The following is a 23,923-nucleotide window of genomic DNA, read 5'->3' on the forward strand; positions in this document are numbered from 1 at the left end:
ATTTTATTAACAATGATTTTCTTTATTTGGTCCCAAATTTCGGAAGTTTTTTTCTATTTTAGCCAAAAATTTTAATATTAATGGCTAAATCTGTAGAAGAGTTTAATAAGAAAAGGCTTCGGTCCAGCAATATTACAGTGGTGATAAGTATTGCCTTAGTGTTATTTTTACTGGGGCTTATGGGGCTTATTCTGATGAATGCACAGAAGTATTCAGACTATCTTAAAGAACAACTTGTTGTAAATGCATATTTCGATGAAAATTATGATGTAAAAGATTCGGCTAAAATATTAAAACAGGAGAGTGAAGCAGTTCAGCAGATCCAGAAACTGGAATCGGTAAAGCGTACTACCTACATCTCAAAGAAAATGGCTTCGGCAGAGGCAAAGAAGAGTTTAGGAGTCAACAGTGAAGCGCTTTTTGAAGACGATATTTTTCCCGCTTCCGTAGAAATTGCCCTGAAGCCGGAATATACGGATTCTGCTAAGATCGGGAAGGTGCTTTCACAAATTAAATCGGTGCCCGGAATTGTAGATGTGAAAAACGATTCCGATTCTCAGAAAATCTATGATAAACTGAATCAGATCCTTAAATGGATTCTGGCCTTCTGTATTTTATTCCTGGTTCTTGCTATTGTATTGATCAATAACTCGATCAGGCTGAAAGTATTTTCAAAAAGATTTATCATTAAAACCATGCAGCTGGTAGGAGCGAAGCGCAGGTTTATCCTGATTCCTTTTATCAAAGAGGCACTTATTCTCGGAGTTTTAGGAGCCATACTCGGATTGCTGGCATTATTCGGAATCTGGTATTATTTCACAACTACCATCAAGACTCCTTTCGTACAGGATACCAATCAGTATATATGGCTGGTGGTACTGGTATTCGGAGTAGGGATTTTCATCAGTGTATTAAGTACAATCATTGCAACATGGAGATTCTTAAGATCTAATGTTGACGACTTATATTATTCTTAACATGAGCAAAAAGACAGATAAATTTTCCGCTTCAGCGTTTGGCAGGGAAACTGAAGTTTCACAGGAAAACACTTTTTATTTCGGACAGCAGAACTTTAAGTGGATGCTGATAGGACTTGCATTTATCGTTGTAGGATTCCTTCTGATGATGGGGCCGGATGCCAATACAGTGGATGGCAAGTTTGATCCCAATTCATGGAATGACGGTATTTTCTCTATCCGCAGAATCAGAATTGCCCCATTATTTGTGGTGATAGGTTTTGCCATAGAAGTATATGCGATTTTAAAAAGAAAGTAATTAATCAATTCTTTATTGAGAGATTAAGAAATTAAGAGGTTCGAAATTTATTCCGGATCTCAGGATCTCTTAATCTTTTAATTTTTTTACAGACACAAAATATGGATTTAATTAAGGCAATTATCATTGCTATTATTGAAGGACTTACAGAGTACCTTCCGATTTCGTCTACGGCCCACATGGGATTTACAGCCAATCTGCTGGGATTACCCGAAGATGAATTCCTGAAAATGTTTCAGGTTTCCATTCAGTTCGGTGCTATTTTATCAGTAGTTGTCGCTTACTGGAAAAAATTCTTTGACCTGAATAATCTTCAGTTTTATTTTAAACTTGGTTTTGCTGTGGTTCCTGCATTGGTTTTAGGATATCTGTTTGATGATAAAATAGAAGCGGTTCTTGGAAATCAGATTGCCATTTCATCCGTATTGGTATTGGGCGGAGTGGTCCTGTTGTTTGCCGATCAGTGGTTCAAGAATCCTAAGATCGATGATGAAAAAGGAATTACCATAAAAAAGGCGGTGACGATTGGTTTCTGGCAGTGTCTGGCCATGATGCCGGGAACAAGCCGGAGTGCAGCTTCCATTATCGGCGGGATGACGCAGGGACTTACCAGAAAGGCTGCTGCGGAATTTTCATTCTTTCTTGCAGTACCTACCATGCTTGCCGTAACCGTATACTCTGTTTTTCTTAAAACATGGGGCAAAGGAACCGTAAATCCTCAGAAAGGATACGAAATGATTATGGCTTCCCAGGATCACATCATGATTTTCATTGTAGGAAATGTAGTGGCGTTTATCGTTGCTCTTATTGCAATTAAAGCATTTATCGGAGTCCTTAATAAATATGGTTTCAAACCCTGGGGTTGGTATCGTATTTTTGTTGGAGTTGCCCTGCTGATCTATTTCTATTTCTTTAAATAAATGAAAAGCAATATTTTTAAAATACTGGCTGTCTGCGGTTCAGTAATGTCCTGTGCACCGGCGCATACCGTCTTTGTAAAAAACAATACCGATGAAAGGCTGGATTTTTTTGTTGAACTGAAAGAGAAAACCCAGGTTAAAGAACTGCTGATCTGCAAAGAGCTGGTTCCGGATGAAAAGCTTGAAAGAAAAGCTTTCATCAGTTATTATAAAGAAGAGAAATGCTATCACCAGACGGTAAATGCCATAAATAATCAAAGCTATAAATTTACGCTGCCTGTAAACTATACCGTTAATATTGCTCCCAATAATTCCGTTTATCCTTTTAAGGCAATTTATTACATGAGGGAGGGGGTAAAGTGCTTTATCAATACAGGTACTTCCGCAGAATGCCGGCAGAAAACAAGCCAGCAGCCCGGTTTAGTAAATATTACAGAAATTTTAGAATAATGACAGCTGAAGAACTGCAATCAGGATATGTGTTTTTATTGGACAAGCCTCTGGACTGGACTTCCTTCCAGGCTGTCAATAAAATGAAATATAAACTCAAAAGAGAATTTGGCCTTCCCAAAAAGTTCAAAATAGGACACGCAGGAACTCTTGATCCGAGAGCAACGGGGCTGCTTATCGTGTGCTGTGGAAAGTTCACCAAGAAAATCCCGGAAATCCAGGATGCTCCCAAAGAATACTGGACAGAAATCAAAACAGGTGTTCAGACAGAATCGTATGATACTGAAAAACCGGAGATCCTTCATCAGGATATATCTCATATTTCAGAGGAAATGATCCGTGAAGCACTTGATAAGTTTGTGGGAGAAATAGAGCAGAAACCGCCGGTATACTCAGCGATTAAAATTGATGGTGAAAGGGCTTATAATCTGGCCAGAGCGGGAGAGGAAGTAGAAATGAAATCCAGAAAAACCACCATATTCTACATTAAAGATATAAAAATTGAACTTCCTTTAGTCAGCTTTACAGTAGGATGTTCAAAAGGAACTTATATACGGAGTCTGGCGCATGATATAGGCCGGGAGCTGGGAGTGGGGGCTTACCTTACGCAGCTCAGACGGACAAAGATAGGAGACTATACCGTTGAAAATGCTACCTCTGATTATTTAGATAATGAATTCAGATTTGAAAATATATGATGAAAAATCTATTTCTGTTGGGATTGCTGTTTACTTCCGCTCTGTTTTCTGCACAGGAGACGGAAACCCGAAAACCCAAAATGGACTTTTATTTTAATCCGGCGCTTAACTTGGGCTATAATGGGAACTATAAAAAACCGGAGGCTGTTAATTCCCAATATATTCAGCCCGGGCACTTAGGGAAAATTACGTATGGAATCACCGCAATAGGAGGTTATAATTTTCTTCCTAACTTTGCGGTCGGAACCGGCCTGAGATACAGTTTTGCAGAAAATAACAATCATATGGTATTCTGGATGATCCAGCCCAAGATTATTTTTTCACCGGGAGACCGGCCTTTTTATATCGATCTCAACTATGGCAAGCAGATCAATCATTCGGCGGTTTCCGATTCTGAACTTTGGGGAGCAAGACTGGGGATGATGGTTTCCTATTCAAAAAGGCTGAGCCAGGAAGGAGGAATTGTATTGGAAGCACAAAAGATACAGGGAGATTCCAATGCCCTTTTCATTGGATTAAGCTACGGAATCACGATTTTCAGCAATAAAAATTATACCGGTTACGGAGAAGATTAATGGAAAAAACGCGCATCAATAAATATCTGTCAGAAGTAGGGTACTGTTCAAGAAGAGCGGCAGATAAACTTTTGGAAGAAGGAAGAATAACGATTAACGGGAAAGTTCCGGAACTGGGAACCAAAGTTTCTGATGAAGACCTTGTGGAAGTAGACGGAAAACCGATCCGCGAACCTCAGGACAAACCTGTTTATATTGCCTTCAACAAACCGGTAGGAATTGTCTGTACCACAGATACCAGGCGTGAAAAGAACAATATTGTAGATTACATCAGCCATCCGAAAAGAATTTTCCCGATCGGAAGGCTGGATAAACCCAGTGAAGGTCTTATCCTGCTGACCAGTGACGGAGATATCGTCAATAAAATCCTCAGGGCAAGGAATAACCACGAAAAAGAATATCTTGTTCGCGTAGACAAACCCATTACCCCGAGATTCCTTGAAAAAATGAGAAACGGTGTGCCTATTCTGGATACCGTTACCAAAAAATGTGAGGTAGAGAAGATTGATGATATGAATTTCCGTATCATTCTTACCCAGGGACTGAACAGACAGATCCGCAGAATGTGCGAATACCTCGGCTATGATGTAAAAAAACTGAAACGTATCAGAATTATGAACATTAAGCTGGACCTTCCGGTAGGAAAATGGAGAGATCTTACGGAGCAGGAACTTTCAGCACTTAATCTGCTGCTTGAGGACTCAAGTAAAACAGTGGATTAAAACCATGTCATTCCTGTCTATTCAAATTTGTAACCCGATTATTCATCATCGAATCTCTTTCTGTCTTCAGGAATCATTCTGTCTCTGAGAAGGCGGAATGTATAGCCGTTTTTTAGAATATCTCGATCAAAATACTTCCGGAAAAATGTCAAAAGTGTAGTATTTCTACGATTTTACTATGACTATTTAAGGTACAGCCTCATCCGTGCCTCATATTCGGGCTTCACCTTCAGGAGTTTCCATATTTTCTTATCATCGGAATTGCTGATGCGGTAGAATATGATTTTGTCTGCGGAGTATTTAAAATAGGGATGATTTTTCAGCCAGTCTTCAGGAGCATCGGCTAAGGTATATCTGGGAACTTCTGAGGAATTCAGGGGACATATGGAAATCAGCTTCTGAACTATTTCTTTATCGATATTATAAGTTTCCAGAATCTGTTCTTTAGTGATAAAACCTCCCAGTTTCCTTCGGAAACCAATAAGGTATCCTGCGCTTTTTTCATCCAGACCAAACTCTGTTAACTGCTTAAAACTGATTGTATTCAGATCTGTTTTTGAAAAATCGGTTTTCTCCTGCTGTTTTTCATTATTTATGATGACTGATAAATTTAATTTGATATAAGGCTTCAGTTCCCGGAACTTTTCAGGGGAGATGACAAAGCATTTCTGGATGTCTTCAAGGCTTTTAAAATTTCCATGAAGATTCCGGTCGCGGTAATTCACAATGGTCGCGGCTTGTTTTTCAGAAAAACCGAGTGACTTCCATCCGTCCCGGTTTAATGTATTGGGATCAAAAGGACGGTAATCTGTTGTTGTACCGTTATTTCCGGATGAGTTTTTAAGATGATCCTTCGTTTTTGAAGGCAGAAGGAGGTAAGGGCTAAGTTTGGTATACGCCTCATCGGAAATAATGAAGCATTCTTTGAACTTTTCTTTGCTGATAAAACTTCCGCCCAGATAATTCCTGTATTTCACAATAGCCTGGGATTGTTTTTCACTGAAGCCCATCTGCATCCAGTCTGCGGCAGAAAGACGGTCGGGATTGAATTTTCCGGAAACACTGATTTTTTTCTTTTCGAAACTTTTAAAATGTTCTTCATCCTTTTCCGGAAGCATAAGATAAGGCTCCAGTAAGGTAAATTTTTCTGAAGAGACAGCATAACATTTACTGAACTGTTCTTTGGTAGCAAACCGGCCGCCAATCATTTTTTTATAATTAAGAATGGTTTTGATCTGTTTTTCAGAAAAGCCAAGTTTCTGCCATTGTTTTTCATCCAGAGAGTTGGGATCAAAATAAGACAGGTCCGGAGTACCTGCTTCAGAAATAAATCTGATCTTGGGAAAATCAGCCTTTTCTCTGTCGATATATTTCTGAAAGGCCATCAGGACAATCAGCAGCATTCCCAATAATGCCATTTTCCGGTAATAAATTTTTCTCATCATACCACAAACTTATCAATACAAACAAGTTGAGGCAATAGGAAAGTATAAAGTGAATGTTTTTATAATAGAGAAATAATTATCCGGTTTAAAATATAAATCAAAATAAGGTGATATTTTTAAATAATTAAATACCAGTACCTTAATTTGCTTTTTTGGAAAATTAAGGTGAGCTGTGTAGGAAGAAATATTTCTATTATTTCCGAAGGCCGGGACAGATCATTTTGAAATATTTTAATCCCGCTGATATACGGATCCGCTGATTCGGGTATCTGATCCTGTAATGTGCCGCAAACCCGAAAACAGACAGAATTTATTCAGGATGATCAGCTAAAGAATCCTTCAGCTTAAGAAGTTCAGCTTTCACAAATTCAAGGCGGTCGATTAAGGTAACGGTTTCGGATATTTTACTGTTGGTAGTCAGAGCAATCCTTGCACCATCCAGTGTATACCCTTTTTCCTTGACCAGATGGTAAATCATCTGAAGGTTTTTAATGTCTTCCGGAGTGAAATAACGGTTCCCTTTTTTATTCTTCTTAGGTTTGATAATAGGGAATTCCTGTTCCCAATAGCGTATTAATGAAGTGTTTACGTCAAATGCCTTGGCCACTTCTCCAATAGAATAATACAGCTTATCAGGTAGATTTATTTTCATGTGATGAATCCTAAAGTCCAAAGATAAAAATTTTTCAAAACCGGATGCAAATATATAAGGTCAAATCTCTTGTAAAAACCTTCTGTATGTGCTTTTTTTTGAATATTCCGCATTGTTCTTTTTATTTTTTTTCAATGGAATGTGCTGATTTTGTGTTATTTATTTGTTAAATATTATTAAATTAGTAAACACTAAAATTACACATTATGAAACATTATTTCTTCATTTTCGCACTGATGGTTCCTCTTCTGGGATTTTCACAGTGGACAAAAACAGAGCTCCGGACTCAGAAAGTTAAGAAATCTCAGGAAAAGCTTGAGTATTCGGCCCTTTATTTATTAAACGCAGACCAGCTCAGACAAAATCTTGAAAAAGTATCTGACCGGTTCTCCGGAGGAAAAGGAGTGATCATTTCAATTCCTGCTGCCAGCGGTAAGCTTGAAAAATTTCAGGTATGGGAATCTTCCAATATGGATCCTGCTCTTCAGGCAAAGTATCCCGACATCAGATCTTATGTAGGAACAGGAGTGGACGATCCGTCAGTCTATCTGAGATTCAGCCTTTCTCCGGTGGGTTTCTCATCCATGATAACACGATCAGGAGGCTCAGAATTTATTGAACCCTATACGGAAGACCGTAAAATTTATGCTGTATTCGATTCCAATGCCAGAAGGGGACAGGATAAAGAACCCTTTGAATGTACGGTTATAGAAGAGGCTGAAAAAAAAAACACTGTTGCCGCTAAAAAAACCGCTGGATTTAATGTATTCAGGCTGGCTTTATCCTGTACAGGAGAATATGCCCAATACCATTTAACGGTTTCCGGAACTCCGGCAACGGCAACAGATGCTGAAAAAAAAGCGGTTATACTGGCTGCAATGAATGCTACCTTAACAAGGCTGAACAGTGTTTTTGAAAAAGATCTTTCACTGCATTTCAATCTCATCGCCGAGAACGAGACCGTCATATTTCTTAATTCCACAACAGATCCTTATACGAATGGCGGACCTAATGAAGCCAATACTCAGATTTCTGCATTGATCCCGGCGGCAAATTATGATATGGGGCACCTGATAGATAAAAAAGGAGCCAATGGAGCAGCCGGGTTAGGGGTAATCTGTAATAACAGTTCAAAGGCAGCGGGATGGACTGCCCACAATTTTCCCGAAGGTGATAAATTTGACATCGATTACGTAGCCCATGAAATGGGGCATCAGATGGGGGCAGGGCATTCATACACTTTCACAACTACGCAGGCCGATCAGAGGGTGGAGCCGGGAAGTGGAAGCACTATTATGGCCTATACCGGGATAACAGGCAATTCAGATGTACAGTTTAATTCCAATGATTATTTTCATACCAACAGCGTTACACAGATTAAAAATAAAATAAACAGCATAAGCTGTGGTACGAATGTTCCTTTTTCGATACCTGCACCCAACATCAGCGCAGGAGCAGACTACATCATTCCTAAATCTACGGCATTTGTGCTGACGGCTTCAACCACTGATACGAATCCTGCAGCTTATACCTACAACTGGGAACAGGCCGATCAGGCTGCCAATGCGCAGATCGGAAGCGGAAATACTTCAGCAGCCTATCCTGAGAAACCGACGGGACCAACTTTCAGATCAGTACCGCCTGTAAGTTCTCCTGTCAGATATTTCCCGGAATTTTATAAGGTGCTGGCAGGCGTAATGTCCACCCGTTGGGAGAGTGTATCAGGTGTAGGTCGTGATCTTAATTTTGCGGCTACCCTAAGAAATAATAATCCAATCAATCCACAGACCGGTAAAGACGCTACGGTTGTTACGGTAAATGCCAATGCAGGTCCTTTCAGGGTCACCTCACCGGTATTCGGGCAATCACTAAGTTCCGGAAGCACACTGAATGTAACCTGGGATGTCGCCAATACCAATCAGGCCCCGATCAGTACAGCCAATGTAAATATCAAGCTTTCTAAAGACGGAGGACAGACATTTACTGTCATTGCAGCCAATACTCCGAATGATGGCAATGAGCAGATTACGATACCGGCCGGTTCTATTTCTGCCAATGCCTATATCCTTGTTGAAGCAGTAGGAAATGTTTATTATGCTGTAAGCCCGAGCTTTGTAATTGATTATACTGTGGCCGGTGAAACCTGTAACACCTATACATATACCGGAGCTGCTGTCCCTATTACAGATGGCCCGGGAGGAAACGCAATATCTTCACCAAGAGTGATCGCTCCTTTAACGGTAAATAATCCGGGTATTATTACCAAAATAACAGTAACACCTTCCGTCACCCATACCTATGTGCAGGATCTGGCAATAGGAATAGAAGGACCTTCAGGTGCGTCTGCCCTTATATGGAACAGATCATGTAACTCTCAGAGTAATATTGTTGCCACTTTCAGTGATACCGGAGCAGCTGCCGTATGTACCACTCCAATCCAGGGAGAGGTAAAATCTAATGAATCGTTAGGAATATTTGCAGGACATCCGGCTCAGGGGCAATGGAAATTATTTGCTTCCGACAATTACCCCGGAGATACGGGAAATATCAACGGATGGAGTCTTCAGGTATGTACCCGCCAGACGGAGACGCTGGGCATCAAAGAAACTTCTGCAATGGATGACGATATTAAGATTTATCCTAATCCAACAGATGGAAATTTCTTCATTAAATCCAGAAATATAAAAGGAGAAATGAAGGTGACGATGTTCGATGCAAGCGGAAGGCTGGTTCATTCATCAGCTTATAAGGGTGAAAACGAGACAACCAAAGAATTCAATGTGCATGTTCCGAAAGGAGTGTATATAATCAGCATCAATTCTTCAAAAGGAGTTTATAACAGTAAGCTTGTTGTAAAATAAATAATAGACTTATCATATATTCAGTAAAGGACCGGCAATTTGCCGGTCCTTTTTTACGGAAGCTTGTATTTCGACTTTGTTTACCGTATTTTTATGCCATTAATGCCTATCCCCAATGAACCCTATATCTGTTCTTCATATTGATCTTTTTCAGCCCGGTAAAAATGCTTCAGATTTTTATTTCAATACCCTGAAAAACCATCTTATCCTGGGACACCGGCATATTGAAAAACCTCACAGACATGACTTTTATGCCGTTGTACTTTTTACGCAGGGAAAAGGGATTCATGAGATCGATTTTCAGAAATATGAAGTTTCGGCAGGCAGTCTTTTCTTTTTATCGCCGGGCCAGATACACAGCTGGGAACTTTCGGAAGATATTGACGGGTATATTTTTTTCAGTTCACAGGGGTTTTATGAAATGCATTATGTAAGCCAGAAGCTCAGGAATTTTCCTTTCTTCGGTTCTGTGTCTTTTCCCAGAAAGCTTCAGCTGGATAAGGTGGAATTGCAAAATAATATCCATCTGTTTCAGGAGCTGGAAAAAGAGCATTATGGTAAACAGATCATGAGAGAAGGAAGAATTCTTTCTCTCATGTCCCAGATATTTATTAATACCACCCGGTTGTTTTCAAAGGATATGGATACATTATCTTCCTCTGCCGGTCTCTCTTATTTTAAACACTATCAGGATTTTGAAGATCTTATCGAGCTGCATTTTACCGAACAGAAATCCATTGGCTATTATGCGGATTTATTGGGAATATCTTCAAAGCATTTAAACAGGGTAGTGCAGACAACGGTTCAGAAAACCGCAACGGAAGTCATTACAGAAAGAGTAGTCCTGGAGGCCAAAAGAATGCTGATGTACCTTAATGAAAGCCTGGTGGAAATCGCTTTCAGGCTGGGATATGAAGAATATTCCTACTTTGTAAGAGTATTCCGGAAAAGCTCCGGAATGACTCCTACTCAGTTTATGAGGAAATATAAGGCTTGATGGTTTAATGTTGTTTCAGATTCCGGGATCACAGTGCCAGTTTAAAAGGTCCTTCAAAAGTAGTTTCAAATGAGTCTACCAGAGTGCCTTTTTCATCAAAAACACCGATCACCATATTCTGTTTGGAGAGCCTGATCTCTTCTTCAGGGAAGGAGATATTAATATTTCCTTTTAGAATTTCATCTCCTTTCAGAACAATTTTTTCAGAGCCGAAATAGGTGATCTCAGCATTGGAAGGAGTGATTACTCTGATATAAAGCGTCTTTTTCTCATTGGACTTGTTTAAAAGAGTGTAAATAAAGGTATTGGTGATTTTACCGTTCTTTACAAAGAAAGTAGAACCGGCAGGTTTAATAAATTTGGCTTCCATAGATCCGCGGTCATACATTAAAAACCCGAGAAATCCGATGAGCAGGGCCAGAATTACCGTAGTTGCCTTCATTCTTGACGTAAATCTGAATTTTTCCCGGTTTTCAATCTCCGATTCTGTGGCATAGCGGATCAGCCCTTTTGGAAGTCCTACCTTCTCCATAACTTCATCACAGGCATCGATGCATGCTGTACAGTTGACGCATTCCAGCTGCTGTCCGTTTCTGATGTCAATCCCCGTAGGACATACCACCACACATTGATGGCAGTCGATACAGTCTCCTTTTCCCGCCGCTTTCCGGTCTTCATTATTTCTCCATTTAGAACGGCCTTCCCCTCTTTTAAAGTCATAATAAACATTAATGGTCTGCTTATCGATCAGTACTCCCTGAAGTCTACCATACGGACAAACCAGTGTGCATACCTGCTCGCGGAGCCATGCAAATACAAAATAGAAAGTCATTGTAAAAAAGATCATGGTGATAAACTTCAGCGGGTGCTCGGAAGGCCCCTCAATCATGATCCGGAAAACCTCTTCATATCCTACAATATACATGAACATAAACGTGGATATAACCAGAGAAATCAAGAGAAATACACTCCATTTGGTTAATCTTTTTCTTATTTTCTCAGCATCCCACTCCTGCCTGTCAAGTTTCATCTGCTTATTCCGGTCGCCTTCAATCCAGTATTCAATTTTACGGAATACCATTTCCATGAAAAGGGTCTGGGGACAAAGCCAGCCACAGAATATACGCCCGAAAACAACGGTAAACAGCATCACAAAAATCACAGAAGTTACAGCTCCCAAAGCGAGAATAAAGAAATCCTGAAGATAAAAAGGCTGCCCCAGAATGAAAAACCTTCTGTCGATCACATTAATCAGCAGAAATGGGTTGCCGTTTATTTTTATAAAAGGAAGCCCGAATAACAATGCGAGAAGAGCATAACTGGTATAATTCCTGTAATTGGTATATTTTCCTTTAGGTTTCCGTGGAAATACCCACTTTCTTTTTCCGGTTTCATCCATGGTTCCCACCGAATTTCTGAATTCTTCGTTGTCGGTTTCGATGAACTTGCTGTTGCCTGATTCTGCACTCATTGCTTTACTTTATTTAATTGAAAAAGTATTAAGGTAATATTTGAGGCCGGATCAAGTTGTTTTTCAGTCAGTTTTACAAAGGAAAATTTTATTGATCTCCCACCTGTGCAAAGGTCTTGATTAAACTTTTTGAGTACTAATATTATCTACTTCAAAAATAGGACAATTGGGACATTTTTATTTTTCCTGTAAAATAGATCAAAATGAAAGAATAGATTGTGAAACTGTTCCTGATGTTGTAAATTACCCTCTTTAAAAATGAAGTATGAAAAATATCTGCAGAACAGGTCTGATTGGTTTGGTTTTCGCATTGGTAAACTGTCAATCTGTAAATAACAGCACAATGTTTTATGATGGGGTACAGCCTGAAAAAATTTCAGATCAGTTCAGCTTTACGGAAGGTCCTTCATCCGATAAAGAAGGAAATGTTTATTTCACGGACCAGCCTAATGATAAAATTTACCTGTGGGACTGGAAAACCAATCAGGTGACTTTATTTCTCGATAAAACAGGAAGAGCCAACGGAACTCACTTCGATAAAGATGATTTTCTGATTACCTGTTCCGATGAGCAGGGCGAAATGTGGAAAATCTCAAAGGATAAAAAAGTGGAAATTCTGTTTAAAGGTTTTGAAGGAAAACGCCTGAACGGGCCCAACGATATCTGGAATGATGCTTTTGGAGGGATGTATTTTACAGATCCTTTATATGAAAGAGATTATTGGGTGGATTTCAAACAGGAGCTGCCTCATAAAAGTCTCTATTACAGAAATAAAAATGGGAAAATCAGCAAATTAGAAACCTTCACCCAACCCAATGGAATTGTAGGCAGTGAAACCATGAGGAAACTGTATATTTCAGATATAGATGCCGGAAAGACCTATGAGTACGATATCCTGGGCGAAGGCAAATTATCCGAAAGAAAACTGTTCTGTGAAATGGGCTCTGATGGGATGACTTTAGACAAACACGGAAATCTTTACCTGACGGGTGATGGAGTACACGTCTTTAACCGCAAGGGAAAAAAGATCTATCACATCCCGATTCCTGAAAAATGGACTTCTAATGTAACTTTCGGAGGAGAAAACAACGATGTTTTATTCATCACGGCATCAAAATCAGTGTATGTTTTACCAACAAAAGTACGGGGAGTGAAATAACCTTTAAATCCGGTTAAAATTTTTTAAAACTCCAACTTTTATCGGAATCGATGAAGACACCTGCGTGTTGAGTTTAAAATAGACAAATTCTATTTACCACTCAATAAAAGATCTGCCAAATCTGCAAGATCAGCGAGCGATCTGAAAATAAAGAATTCGTGTATTCATGACAGCTACAAAAAAATGAGCCAACTTTCCTAAATAAAGTTGGCCCATCAATATCTCAAAATTGCTGAATTTTTGCGTCTTTGCAAATTTTAATAAGCAACCTCCATTTTCACCTTTTTCCCTTTCAGTTTTTCATTCTGAAGCTTTCTTAAAACTGTATTCACCTTATTTCTGGCAACAGCAACGTAGGATGTGGTATCTTTTACTTCGATAACCCCAACATCTTCTTTCAGTAATTCTCCTTTTTTAAGTAAATACCCTACAATATCTACTTTGTTTACTTTGTCTTTTTTTCCTGCACTGATGTAGATCGTCTGGAAAGGAGTCTTCTGCGGAACTTTATCAAATCCGGCAACACTTTCTTCAGGGGTATCGTTTTTAATGAAAGGGAAATTTTCTTCTTCCGTCATGATCAGATAAACAAAACCTTTCGCATTCATCCTGGCAGTACGGCCGTTTCTGTGGATGAAAGCATCTTCTTTGGGAGGCAACTGATAATGAACAATAGATTCTACTTCCGGAATATCGAGTCCACGGGCGGCAAGATCCGTTGTAATAAGGATTCTGGCAGAATCATTTCTGAATTTCAGTAGTGCGCGTTCTCTTTCATCCTGCTCCATTCCGCCGTGGAATGTTTCTCTGTCTATTCCCATCTGATGAAGCAGTTCGGAGATACGGTCTACCGCTTCCCGGTGATTACAGAAGATCAGGGTTCTTTTATTTCCGATTTTACAGACCAGATTGAAAAGAGTATCCAGCTTTTCTTCAGGAATGGTCATTACTTTTCTCAGCTGGAGATCCGGTTTAATATCGTTTTCTTTCAGGAAACTGATGGTCTTCTCATCTTTTAATCCGGTAAAAGCCGGAATCTCATCCATTGCTGTTGCAGAGGTCAGAATTCTTTGAGAAAGTCCTTTTAGAGAATTACAGATAAATTCCATATCATCATGAAAACCCAGTTCCAGGGCTTTGTCAAATTCATCCAGAACCAAAGTCTTAACCGTTTTCGGATCAAAATTATTGTTCCTTACGTGATAGGTAACTCTTCCCGGAGTCCCGATTAAAACAGCAGGAGCTTCAGTTAAATTATTGACTTCAATCTTTTTATCGTGACCACCATAGCACACGGAAACCTTAAAATCTGTTCCCATCGCTTTGAAAACCTGTTCAATCTGTAAAGCCAGCTCTCTGGCAGGCACTAAAATCAACGCCTGAACACCCTGAACATTTTTTTTCAGATTTCGAAGAACCGGAAATAAAAATGCAAGTGTTTTCCCGGATCCGGTAGGAGAGAGCAGAACAATATCCGTATTGTTTTCAGATGCCTTATAAGTGGATTTCTGCATCTGATTCATCTCCTGAATCTGCAGCTTTTGATAGATCGATTGTAGTTCCATGCTGCAAAGGTAGTGATTTGAAGAGTATATTTAATAAAGGTGTCAATCGTAAAGGGGCAATCTGCTTTGCTTGGGAATTCTAAAGGTATTTATAATTTGACATTTCACTTGCGAAGCAATATTCACAATTCACTCCTCTTTACATTAATATTGATAACCAGTTGTTTACGGAATCAAAAGCTAAGGGGTGAAATATTGTTTATCTCAAATAAAATTTGTACCTTTGCACCCACTTTTTGTGTTAAAGGTCTGAGAAAGTAAAATATTCAATATTAATAACTTCCGTATTTTTCAGTCACATTGATTAAGACCGTTGAAAGAGAAGGAATACAAATTTATTTAGAATTATGTCAAAAGAGACAAATTCAGCAGAATTATTATTAAACCAAAACGTAGCACCTGAACAATTTGACTGGGATTCATTCGAATCTGGTCTTGATGCTGATGCTAGAAAAGAGAAAAGCGATTTAGAAGAAATCTACAACGGATCTTTAAACAACCTGGACGATAACGACGTTCTGATTGGTAAAGTGGTAAGATTAACTGATAAAGAAGCTATCGTAGACATCAACTTCAAATCTGAAGGTGTTATCTCTCTTAACGAATTCCGTTACAACCAGGGCCTAAAAGTAGGTGATGAGGTAGAAGTAATGGTTGACAGAAGAGAAGACAAAACTGGTCAGTTACAGTTATCTCACAGAAAAGCAAGAACGCTTAAAGCTTGGGATAAAGTAAACGAACTTCACGAAACTGGTGAAATCGTTAACGGTTTTGTTAAATCCAGAACTAAAGGTGGTATGATCGTTGACGTTCACGGAATCGAAGCATTCTTACCAGGTTCTCAAATTGACGTTAAGCCAATTAAAGATTACGATCAGTTCGTAGGAAAAACTATGGAGTTCAAAGTTGTGAAAATCAACCCTGAATTCAAAAACGTAGTAGTTTCTCACAAAGCATTGATCGAAGCAGATATCGAAGGTCAGAAAAAAGAAATCATCGCTCAGCTTGAAAAAGGTCAGGTTCTTGAAGGTACTGTTAAGAACATCACTTCTTACGGTGTATTCATTGACTTAGGAGGTGTAGATGGATTGATCCACATTACAGACCTTTCTTGGTCTAGAGTGAACCACCCATCTGAAATCCTTGAGGACGGACAGACTGTAAAAGTAGTTATCCTTGATTTCGATGATGAGAAAACAAGAATCCAGTTAGGTATGAAGCAATTAGAAGCTCATCCTTGGGATGCTCTTTCTGCTGACCTGAAAGTAGGTGACAAAGTAAAAGGAAAAGTAGTAGTTCTTGCTGACTATGGTGCATTCGTAGAAATCGCTCCAGGTGTAGAAGGATTAATCCACGTTTCTGAAATGTCTTGGTCTACTCACTTAAGATCTGCCGGAGATTTCGTAAAAGTAGGTGATGAAGTTGAAGCTGAAGTATTAACTTTAGACAGAGAAGAAAGAAAAATTTCTCTTGGTATCAAGCAGTTATCTAAAGATCCATGGGAAAACATCGAAGCTAAGTATCCGGTAGGATCTCAGCATGTAGGAACGGTAAGAAACTTCACTAACTTTGGTGTATTCGTAGAGTTAGAAGAAGGTATCGACGGATTAATCTACATCTCTGATCTTTCCTGGACTAAGAAAATCAAGCACCCATCTGAGTTCTGTGCAGTAGGTGATAAATTAGATGTTGTAGTTCTTGAGCTTGATATTCAGGCTAGAAGATTATCTCTGGGTCACAAGCAATTGACTGAAAACCCGTGGGATAAATTCGAAACTAAATATGCTGAAGGAACTATCCACGCTGGTAAAGCAGTAGAAGTTCACGATAAAGGAGCTTCTGTACAATTCGAAGATGCTGAGGTTGAAGCATTCTGTCCTTCAAGATTATTAGAGAAAGAAGATGGATCTAAAATCAAAAAAGGTGAAGAAGCTGATTTCAAAGTAATTGAATTCAACAAAGAGTTCAAGAGAGTTGTAGTTTCTCACACAGGGATCTTCAGAGACGAAGAAAAGAAAAACGTTAAAGAAGCTTCTTCCAGAAACGTATCTTCTTCTTCTAACAACGAAGAAAGATCTACTCTTGGAGACATCGATGCATTAGCAGAGTTGAAAAGAAAAATGGAAGAAGGTAAATAATCTTTGATCCATTATAAATAGTAAGCCACTCATTTTTGAGTGGCTTTTTTGTTTTGTATTTTCAGGAGCTTTTTCCCGCTATCCACTCATACTCCTCACGCCGTGGCTCTTCCAGCTCTGAATCCCTTCGCTTTTCCTTTCATGTTGCGGGGTAACCGTTACTATCGGGGCTATTATTAATGTTGGTAATGGTAGATAAAACCTGTTAGGTTTGCGTCTGCGGCTTTTCAATTACCAAATCTTTTACTTTGGGTTTATAACAGATCAATAATTCTATAAAGAAATTGTATATGTTTAGCTTTAAGTATTTTAATGTACGATTTTACTTTTTTTCTAATTATGTTAAAATATTTCACTTATTAAGGAAATTATGTTATTTTTATCCCGCTAAAACAAACTATTAACTATGAAAAAAACATTTTTATTTTTCTTCATGGCATTCTTCATGTCATGGGGTAGTCTCAAAGCACAGGGGCTTGATTACATTTTCATGCTGGATAACGGAAGTTCCATTACCGCTGCTGAATACGCTAACATGAAGCGGGGTGCCATTAAGCTGATGGAAGAGCTTCTGGCCTGTAATAACAAAAACAGAGTAGCTGTTGTACAGTATGGAACAGGAAAGTATGGCGATACCAGCGGGAACTACAAGCCCATGATTTATATCGAATCCGATTTTACCAGCGACCAGTTTATCGCCCAGAACTTCGAGAGACGTCTGGATTTTGGAGATCTTTTTCATGAATCTTTGGGAATGATTGGTGATGCGCTTGACGGAAATCCAAATGCCGGTATTATAAGTCCTCAGACAGTTTTAGGAGTGGCGCAGGATCTTAGAGTGGTTGTATTTACAGATGCAATGAGGAATCTGGGTAGCCCTCTTACAGGTTCTTATCTTGTAAACTCCAGCAGCCCGGCTTATGGGACTCAGGCAGCATTTGTGAATGAGCTGAAGTTCAAATATAGCAGAGGAGCAAGATTTACCATGATCCATACCAATACAGTGATGTCAGCTATGAGGGCTGCAGCTGCCATTGCTTCACATGGAGCGGGATCATATTCCGGAGCGGTAGAGCCGGTTCAGGGTGATCCTAATATTACCTCAACTCCAAGATTATATTTTAACAGACCTGGTGGATTTGCCGTTTTATCCGGTGAAATGAGCTATTGGAGAGATCTGGCACAGAATATATGCGAAACCAATGGTATGGGAACCGTAGACTTCAGATACGAGCCGGGAGAATGTATAGGATATACACAAGGCGTTGGCGGATATCATCATCTTCCGGCCGGGGCTACCTTATTGAATCTTAAGCTGGAACTGGTAGGCTTGCAGAACGGAACGGTTTTCCCTATTCCGTATAACCCTTCATTCGGACCCGGTAACTTTTTTGTCTATTATCCACAGGCCTCAGACTTTGCTGCTGCTATCAATGGCGGAGCAACAGGACCGCAGAAGTTCAAATTGACCATGGAATACTCTTATAACGGTCAGACTGAAGTAGCATATGCCTGGAATAATTATCCGTTTTTTGACTATGACATTAATATGGAATGCCCGGTATTAAAAGCTGCAAAACCATCAGCAGAAGAGAAACTGTTCAAGCTTACTCCTAACCCTACCAACGGATTATTTAAAGTGATCCTGAGTAAAGAAGGTAAAGGTGCAAAACTTGAAATCAGAGACCTGAGCGGAAATATGGTTTATAATAAAATTCTACGTGGTGAAAAGGAAATAAATGTAGATTTGAGTTCCCGAAAAGAAGGCGTTTATATTGTAAATATGACAACAGAGAAAAATGAAATTTACTCAGAAAAAATTATAAAAAAGTAATAAATCAACATCAATAACTGAGCTGCCCGAAGAAGGCAGCTTTTTTTATAACAGGTCTGATAGAACAGGATTAGTAAATCAATAAAAAATCATTTATTATTTTTATACTATTGAGTAAGAGTTATTATTGAAAATATTTTATAAAAATAAATATTGATTGTGAATTATTTGTAAATTTGCTGCTTTATTAGTAAAAATGAAAAAAATAACTCTACCACTACTATTTGCTGTATTTACAGCATTTCCTTTAACTTTATTTTCGCAGGATAACAATAGCCTGATTAAAGATTATATTTCTCAAAACACAATCAGAGAATATAAAAAATCAGACCTAACCAATTTTGTTATTGATAATATTGACCGTTCAAAATCCATGAATGGAGATGTTGTCAAGTTTAAGCAGATCTACAACGGCCTTCCGGTATATGGTACTGCAGGAACAGCATTGGTAAGAGATCAGAAAATTATTTATTACACAGATAACTTTATCAAAGATTATAAAGTATCTTCCCCGGCTGATGCCGGGATTACAAAAGAGCAGGCCCTGAAGAAAATTGCCGGAGATCTGGGAAGTGAAGAAATTTCCAGTCTGCCTGTTATGGCTTTTTTCGAAAAAGGACCGGATAAAATGACTGCTGCCAAACAGCGTTTGGTTTATACCGCCGATAATAACAAAGATCTGAAGCTGGCTTACGAATATTTATTACATGAGCCGGGTACATCCAATCACTGGGATATTCTGGTAGATGCTCATGATGGCAAAATTTTGAGTAAAACCAATCTTACGGTTTCATGTAATTTCGGTGAAGGAGCTTACGCTCATGAAGAGCATATGGCTGCGGCGGCATTACCACAATACGAAGGAAGTTATCATATCAGCCGTACCAATTTTGTTACGCTGTCTCCCGATAACGCTACATACAATGTATTCCCTTTACCGGTAGAGGCACCGACTTTCGGGTCCAGAGCTTTGGTAAGTAACCCGTGGATTCTGGCTTCTTCACCGGAAGGATGGCATTCCAACGGAACCACTCATTATACCGTTACAAGAGGAAATAACGTGTATGCTTACGATGATAAAGATGCCAGAGAAATTACATTTGGTGTTTCCCCGGATGGAGGAGCTTCCAGGACTTTTGATTTCCCGTATAATCCTAATGCATTAACGTATACCAATTTATCTGCGGCTACAACCAACCTGTTCTATATAAGCAACATGGTGCATGATATCTTCTATAAATTCGGGTTTACAGAATCGGCAAAAAACTTCCAGAGTAATAACTTCGGAAAAGGAGGGCTGGATGATGATGAAGTTTTTGCACAGTCTCAGGACGGAGGCGGCTTCAATAATGCCAATTTTGCCCCATATCCGGATAGTTATAATCCCGTTATGCAGATGTATCTGTGGCTGGCATCAAACCGTAAACTTTTTTACAGTGCACCGTCTGATGCTGTTTCCCGTAATGTAAATGCGGGAATTGCACAGTTTGGCGCTCCCGTCAATGATGTAGGCGTAGCCGGAGATGTAAAACTGGCCAGTGTAATTGATGGCTGTACTGCTTTACCTGCTGGTGAAATGGCTGGAAAAATCGGTTTAATTGAGAGAGGAGGAACTTGCAGCTTTCCTGCGAAAGTGAAAAATGCCCAGAATGCCGGAGCAATAGGAGTTGTTATTTATAACAATGCAGCCAGTGGTTCCACGCTTGGAAATATGGGGGGTACAGATAATACCATCACTATTCCTTCAATTTTGATTACCAATGCTGAAGGAGAATACATTAAAACAAAACTGGCGGCAAGTATCCCTGTAAGTATTACAGTAAGGGCCGATACAAAATATGACGGCAGCTTTGATAATGGAATTGTAACCCATGAATATGGTCACGGGATCTCCAACAGACTTACAGGAACAGGGTTTAACTGCCTGAATTCCAATGATGACAAAGAACAGATGGGCGAAGGTTGGTCAGACTTCTTTGCACTGATGCTTACGAACAGACCGGGCGATAATGCTTCCGTAGCAAGAGGAATGGGAACTTATCCTATCGGGCAGTCCATTACAGGAGGAGGAATCAGACCTTTAAAGTATTCACCTGATTTTGGAATAAACTATGCTACATACGGACATACAAACGGAATGGAATATAACAATGGATCTGCAATGGTTCCTGATGTACACTCTATTGGTTTTATTTGGGCTACCATGCTTTGGGATCTTCACTGGAAATATGTTGAAAAATACGGATATTCTTCAGATGTAACTTCCAATACACCCAACGGAAGCACCAAAGTATTACAGCTGATTACCGACGCACTTAAACTTCAGCCTTGTAATCCTTCCTTTATCGAAGGAAGAAATGCTATTCTGGAGGCAGATATGGCAACTACCGGTGGACTGGATAAATGTGTGATCTGGAGGGTTTTTGCAAAAAGAGGACTGGGAATCAACGCTTCAGCAGGACTTAAAACCGATATCAACGATCAGGTGGAAAGCTTTGATCTTCCTACAGGATGTTCCGCTCTTTCTACGGAAGAGATAAAAGCTGCTAAAAATAAGATTTCCATCTATCCGAACCCGGCTAAAGATGAATTCTATATCACCTTTCCGGACAGTATGCTTGGAAAAGTAAGCATTGAGATCTATGATATGTCCGGTAAACTGATTTCTTCGGAAGATAAAGTTTCTCCGGATGCTAAAAAAGCGATTTCAACCCACAAAATGGTTAACGGAACTTACATGGTAAATGTAAAAGGTCTTGGCTTTGAATCATCATCCAAAGTGATTGTGAAGAAATAATCATACTTTTAATATTATAAAAATCGCCGCAGGAAAAGACCTGTGGCGATTTTATTTATCTATCATGCATACATCACCGGGTATTTTAATTATTATGTCGTAAATTTGCAGGCTGTTTTAAAAAAAATTATGAAGAAGAAAAATATACTGAAAGGAGTTTTATTTGTCGGGATCGGAGCTAGTATATACGGTATGTTGGCTACATTTGTAAAGATGGCCTATAAAGATGGTTTTACCACTTCTGAAGTCACTACATCCCAGTTTTTATTAGGATTAACCGGGCTTCTGGTCCTGAATTTTATCCAGACCATTACCTCTAAACAAAAGCTTTCATCTCCGAGCGGCAAAGAGGTCCGGATGCTGATGCTGGCGGGAACTTCTCTGGGATGTACCAGCCTGTTTTACTATATTGCCGTTCAGTACATAGATGTTTCTATTGCCATTGTATTACTCATGCAGTCCGTGTGGTTCAGTGTAGTAGTGGAAAGCTTTATCTCCAAAAAATTACCGAACGCCAGAAAAGTAATTTCAGTGATTATTGTACTGGTAGGAACCATCTTGGCTACCAACCTGATGAATATGGATATAGAACTGGACTGGCACGGGATATTCTGGGGATTAATGGCAGCAGCCTCCTATACCCTGACGATGTTTACATCCAATACTCTGGCTACCCATCTTCCGGTGTTCAGGAAAAGTATTATCATGCTTTGCGGTGGTGCAGTTGTGGTATTTGCGTTCCTGTTTTTTGCACAGATCGGGCCGATGTATTCAGACAGTCTGAGATCATTCTATCTGAACTTTACAGAAAATACGGAGCATATCCACTCTTTCAACTATTCCATATTCTGGACGTACGGTTTTGTACTGGCATTGTTCGGAACCATTATTCCACCGGTTCTGTTCAACATAGGTTTTCCGAATGCCGGACTCGGATTGGGAAGTATCGTTTCTTCACTGGAGCTTCCGGTTTCTGTAACGATGGCTTTCGTTTTACTGGATGAGAAAGTAATACTTATACAGTGGGTGGGAATTGCACTGATCCTGTTTGCTATCGTACTGATGAATCTGCCTTCAAAAGAAGAATACCAAGCCGTGGAGTTATCTTAAACAAACAATAAGCCTGCCCGGGCAGAGCTTAATTAAATTAAAAATATCAGTAATAAACCGTTCTTTTGGAGCGGTTTTTTTAATTTTATATCTCTAAAATAAATCGGAATGAAAAATTTCAGAAATGCAGTTATGATAATAATGCTGTCAGCAGTTCCCGGTCTCATGTTTTCACAGGTAAAACCTTTGGATGCTGAATTGTCCGGATATGAATATCCTTACAAAGTTCATTATCTCGATCTGAAATCCCAGAATAACGACCTGAAAATGGTGTACATGGATGTGCAGCCTCAAAAACCGAACGGAAAAACCGTCATGCTTCTTCATGGCAAGAATTTTAACGGAGCCTATTGGGAAAGGACAGCTAAAGATCTTTCAGATAAAGGATTCAGGGTGATTATTCCCGATCAGATAGGATTCGGAAAATCCTCGAAACCTCAGAATTACCAGTTTTCTTTTTCGCAGCTTGCTGAAAATACAAAAGCTGTTCTGGATCAGCTTAAGATTGACAGAACAATTGTTTTGGGACATTCTATGGGAGGAATGGTTGCCACAAGATTTGCGCTGCTTTACCCTGAAAGGGTTCAGAAACTTATTCTGGAAAATCCTATCGGACTTGAAGATTATAAGACTTTCGCTTCTTACCAGACGATCGACCAGGCATATCAGTCAGAATTAAAAAATACAGCGGAAACCTATAAAAATTATCAGCTGAAATTTTATTACGACAATAAATGGAAAGACGAGTATCAGCCCTGGCTGGATCTCATTGCCGGATGGACCCTGCATAAAGATTACCCGAAAGTAGCCTGGGATGCCGCTCTTACAACTGATATGATCTATAATCAGCCTGTTTGCTATGAATTCAAAAATATTAAAGCTCCCACATTGCTCATTATCGGGACCCGCGACAGGACAGCGATAGGGAAAGACAGGGCTCCCAAAGAACTTCAGCCGAAAATGGGACAGTATCAGGAACTTGGAAAAAAAACACAGCGTGAAATCCCCGGCTCAAAACTGGTAGAGCTCGAGAATGTAGGCCATCTTCCCCATATTGAAGTTTATCCTGAGTTTTTCAGTGCTCTGTATGATTTCATCAGATAATTCTGAATCTGACGAAATAAATAAGCCTGAAATATAGGAATGGTCAAAATGATCATTCCCATATTTTCAGTTCTTATAACCCTTTTTAAACGGATAATTTCTGAACCGGCATTTTCTCTTTTGTTCAAACTTTTTTTGAAGGACATTAAA

At 39.4% G+C, this 23,923-nt stretch carries 19 protein-coding genes; 15 read left to right on the forward strand and 4 right to left on the reverse strand.

The window, feature by feature from the left end:
- Positions 1–80 precede the first annotated feature (80 nt).
- The 7 genes from AC106S_RS11235 to rluF all read left to right on the forward strand — a co-directional run bounded on the left by AC106S_RS11235 (position 81) and on the right by rluF (position 4,640).
- Positions 81–977: a cell division protein FtsX gene (locus tag AC106S_RS11235; protein WP_482439160.1), complete on the forward strand. Its 897-nt coding sequence runs from the start codon at positions 81–83 to the stop codon at positions 975–977.
- Between the two features lies 1 nt (position 978).
- Entirely contained in the window at positions 979–1,275 is a 297-nt protein-coding gene (locus tag AC106S_RS11240) for a DUF3098 domain-containing protein (protein WP_482439161.1), read from the forward strand.
- Between the two features lie 101 nt (positions 1,276–1,376).
- Positions 1,377–2,195, forward strand: a complete 819-nt coding sequence (locus AC106S_RS11245) for an undecaprenyl-diphosphate phosphatase (RefSeq protein ID WP_482439162.1) — start codon at positions 1,377–1,379, stop codon at positions 2,193–2,195.
- Positions 2,196–2,645, forward strand: a complete 450-nt coding sequence (locus AC106S_RS11250) for a hypothetical protein (protein WP_482439163.1) — start codon at positions 2,196–2,198, stop codon at positions 2,643–2,645.
- Positions 2,645–3,343, forward strand: coding sequence for a tRNA pseudouridine(55) synthase TruB (gene truB / locus AC106S_RS11255; RefSeq protein WP_482439164.1), 699 nt, complete (start codon positions 2,645–2,647; stop codon positions 3,341–3,343). Before AC106S_RS11250 ends, truB begins: the two co-directional genes overlap by 1 nt.
- Positions 3,340–3,918 (forward strand): hypothetical protein, encoded by a 579-nt coding sequence (locus AC106S_RS11260; RefSeq protein ID WP_482439165.1) that lies wholly within the window; start codon positions 3,340–3,342, stop codon positions 3,916–3,918. Before truB ends, AC106S_RS11260 begins: the two co-directional genes overlap by 4 nt.
- On the forward strand, positions 3,918–4,640 hold the full coding sequence (gene rluF, locus AC106S_RS11265) for a 23S rRNA pseudouridine(2604) synthase RluF (RefSeq protein ID WP_482439166.1): 723 nt from the start codon (positions 3,918–3,920) through the stop codon (positions 4,638–4,640). The genes AC106S_RS11260 and rluF overlap by 1 nt, the downstream gene beginning before the upstream one ends.
- A 182-nt stretch (positions 4,641–4,822) precedes the next feature.
- On the opposite strand, the gene AC106S_RS11270 is transcribed toward rluF, so the two are convergent.
- Together AC106S_RS11270 and AC106S_RS11275 are read right to left on the reverse strand one after the other, a co-directional pair.
- Positions 4,823–6,085, reverse strand: coding sequence for a helix-hairpin-helix domain-containing protein (locus tag AC106S_RS11270; RefSeq protein ID WP_482439167.1), 1,263 nt, complete (start codon positions 6,083–6,085; stop codon positions 4,823–4,825).
- A 310-nt stretch (positions 6,086–6,395) separates the two neighbouring features.
- Positions 6,396–6,737, reverse strand: a complete 342-nt coding sequence (locus AC106S_RS11275) for a MerR family transcriptional regulator (protein WP_482439168.1) — start codon at positions 6,735–6,737, stop codon at positions 6,396–6,398.
- 206 nt (positions 6,738–6,943) lie between these two features.
- Between AC106S_RS11275 and AC106S_RS11280 the strand changes: the two genes are divergently transcribed.
- Entirely contained in the window at positions 6,944–9,598 is a 2,655-nt protein-coding gene (locus AC106S_RS11280) for a zinc-dependent metalloprotease (protein WP_482439169.1), read from the forward strand.
- 115 nt (positions 9,599–9,713) lie between these two features.
- Positions 9,714–10,595: an AraC family transcriptional regulator gene (locus AC106S_RS11285; RefSeq protein WP_482439170.1), complete on the forward strand. Its 882-nt coding sequence runs from the start codon at positions 9,714–9,716 to the stop codon at positions 10,593–10,595.
- A 28-nt stretch (positions 10,596–10,623) separates the two neighbouring features.
- On the opposite strand, the gene ccoG is transcribed toward AC106S_RS11285, so the two are convergent.
- On the reverse strand, positions 10,624–12,066 hold the full coding sequence (ccoG, locus tag AC106S_RS11290; RefSeq protein ID WP_482439171.1) for a cytochrome c oxidase accessory protein CcoG: 1,443 nt from the start codon (positions 12,064–12,066) through the stop codon (positions 10,624–10,626).
- 265 nt (positions 12,067–12,331) lie between these two features.
- On the opposite strand from ccoG, the gene AC106S_RS11295 reads away from it, so the two are divergent.
- Positions 12,332–13,225, forward strand: coding sequence for an SMP-30/gluconolactonase/LRE family protein (locus AC106S_RS11295; protein ID WP_482439172.1), 894 nt, complete (start codon positions 12,332–12,334; stop codon positions 13,223–13,225).
- A gap of 257 nt (positions 13,226–13,482) precedes the next feature.
- Here the strand turns inward: AC106S_RS11295 and AC106S_RS11300 are convergent, their stop codons facing one another.
- Positions 13,483–14,790, reverse strand: coding sequence for a DEAD/DEAH box helicase (locus AC106S_RS11300; protein ID WP_482439173.1), 1,308 nt, complete (start codon positions 14,788–14,790; stop codon positions 13,483–13,485).
- 347 nt (positions 14,791–15,137) lie between these two features.
- Here AC106S_RS11300 and rpsA point away from each other — a divergent pair, with 347 nt between their 5' ends.
- From rpsA to AC106S_RS11325, 5 genes are all read left to right on the forward strand, one after another.
- The gene (gene rpsA / locus AC106S_RS11305) at positions 15,138–16,928 is read left to right on the forward strand and encodes a 30S ribosomal protein S1 (protein WP_482439174.1); all 1,791 of its coding nucleotides are present in this window, start codon (positions 15,138–15,140) and stop codon (positions 16,926–16,928) included.
- 406 nt (positions 16,929–17,334) lie between these two features.
- Positions 17,335–18,762 (forward strand): T9SS type A sorting domain-containing protein, encoded by a 1,428-nt coding sequence (locus AC106S_RS11310; RefSeq protein WP_482439175.1) that lies wholly within the window; start codon positions 17,335–17,337, stop codon positions 18,760–18,762.
- A 196-nt stretch (positions 18,763–18,958) separates the two neighbouring features.
- Positions 18,959–21,559, forward strand: coding sequence for a T9SS-dependent M36 family metallopeptidase (locus AC106S_RS11315; RefSeq protein WP_482439176.1), 2,601 nt, complete (start codon positions 18,959–18,961; stop codon positions 21,557–21,559).
- 129 nt (positions 21,560–21,688) lie between these two features.
- Positions 21,689–22,669: an EamA family transporter gene (locus AC106S_RS11320; protein ID WP_482439177.1), complete on the forward strand. Its 981-nt coding sequence runs from the start codon at positions 21,689–21,691 to the stop codon at positions 22,667–22,669.
- A 108-nt stretch (positions 22,670–22,777) separates the two neighbouring features.
- Positions 22,778–23,773, forward strand: a complete 996-nt coding sequence (locus AC106S_RS11325) for an alpha/beta fold hydrolase (RefSeq protein WP_482439178.1) — start codon at positions 22,778–22,780, stop codon at positions 23,771–23,773.
- The last annotated feature ends 150 nt before the right edge of the window (positions 23,774–23,923 follow it).

It is taken from the genome of Chryseobacterium sp. FR054, assembly GCF_056844565.1.

What these genes read in the sequence shown, in the direction of transcription:
- AC106S_RS11245 (WP_482439162.1), top strand. Translation starts at nt 1,377, where the DNA reads ATGGATTTAATTAAGGCAATTATCATTGCTATTATTGAAGGACTTACA.
- AC106S_RS11260 (WP_482439165.1), top strand. Translation starts at nt 3,340, where the DNA reads ATGATGAAAAATCTATTTCTGTTGGGATTGCTGTTTACTTCCGCTCTG.
- AC106S_RS11250 (WP_482439163.1), top strand. Translation starts at nt 2,196, where the DNA reads ATGAAAAGCAATATTTTTAAAATACTGGCTGTCTGCGGTTCAGTAATG.
- AC106S_RS11240 (WP_482439161.1), top strand. Translation starts at nt 979, where the DNA reads ATGAGCAAAAAGACAGATAAATTTTCCGCTTCAGCGTTTGGCAGGGAA.
- rluF (WP_482439166.1), top strand. Translation starts at nt 3,918, where the DNA reads ATGGAAAAAACGCGCATCAATAAATATCTGTCAGAAGTAGGGTACTGT.
- AC106S_RS11235 (WP_482439160.1), top strand. Translation starts at nt 81, where the DNA reads ATGGCTAAATCTGTAGAAGAGTTTAATAAGAAAAGGCTTCGGTCCAGC.
- rpsA (WP_482439174.1), top strand. Translation starts at nt 15,138, where the DNA reads ATGTCAAAAGAGACAAATTCAGCAGAATTATTATTAAACCAAAACGTA.
- AC106S_RS11325 (WP_482439178.1), top strand. Translation starts at nt 22,778, where the DNA reads ATGAAAAATTTCAGAAATGCAGTTATGATAATAATGCTGTCAGCAGTT.
- AC106S_RS11320 (WP_482439177.1), top strand. Translation starts at nt 21,689, where the DNA reads ATGAAGAAGAAAAATATACTGAAAGGAGTTTTATTTGTCGGGATCGGA.
- AC106S_RS11270 (WP_482439167.1), bottom strand. Translation starts at nt 6,085, where the DNA reads ATGATGAGAAAAATTTATTACCGGAAAATGGCATTATTGGGAATGCTG.
- ccoG (WP_482439171.1), bottom strand. Translation starts at nt 12,066, where the DNA reads ATGAGTGCAGAATCAGGCAACAGCAAGTTCATCGAAACCGACAACGAA.
- AC106S_RS11285 (WP_482439170.1), top strand. Translation starts at nt 9,714, where the DNA reads ATGAACCCTATATCTGTTCTTCATATTGATCTTTTTCAGCCCGGTAAA.
- truB (WP_482439164.1), top strand. Translation starts at nt 2,645, where the DNA reads ATGACAGCTGAAGAACTGCAATCAGGATATGTGTTTTTATTGGACAAG.
- AC106S_RS11295 (WP_482439172.1), top strand. Translation starts at nt 12,332, where the DNA reads ATGAAAAATATCTGCAGAACAGGTCTGATTGGTTTGGTTTTCGCATTG.
- AC106S_RS11315 (WP_482439176.1), top strand. Translation starts at nt 18,959, where the DNA reads ATGAAAAAAATAACTCTACCACTACTATTTGCTGTATTTACAGCATTT.
- AC106S_RS11300 (WP_482439173.1), bottom strand. Translation starts at nt 14,790, where the DNA reads ATGGAACTACAATCGATCTATCAAAAGCTGCAGATTCAGGAGATGAAT.
- AC106S_RS11310 (WP_482439175.1), top strand. Translation starts at nt 17,335, where the DNA reads ATGAAAAAAACATTTTTATTTTTCTTCATGGCATTCTTCATGTCATGG.
- AC106S_RS11280 (WP_482439169.1), top strand. Translation starts at nt 6,944, where the DNA reads ATGAAACATTATTTCTTCATTTTCGCACTGATGGTTCCTCTTCTGGGA.
- AC106S_RS11275 (WP_482439168.1), bottom strand. Translation starts at nt 6,737, where the DNA reads ATGAAAATAAATCTACCTGATAAGCTGTATTATTCTATTGGAGAAGTG.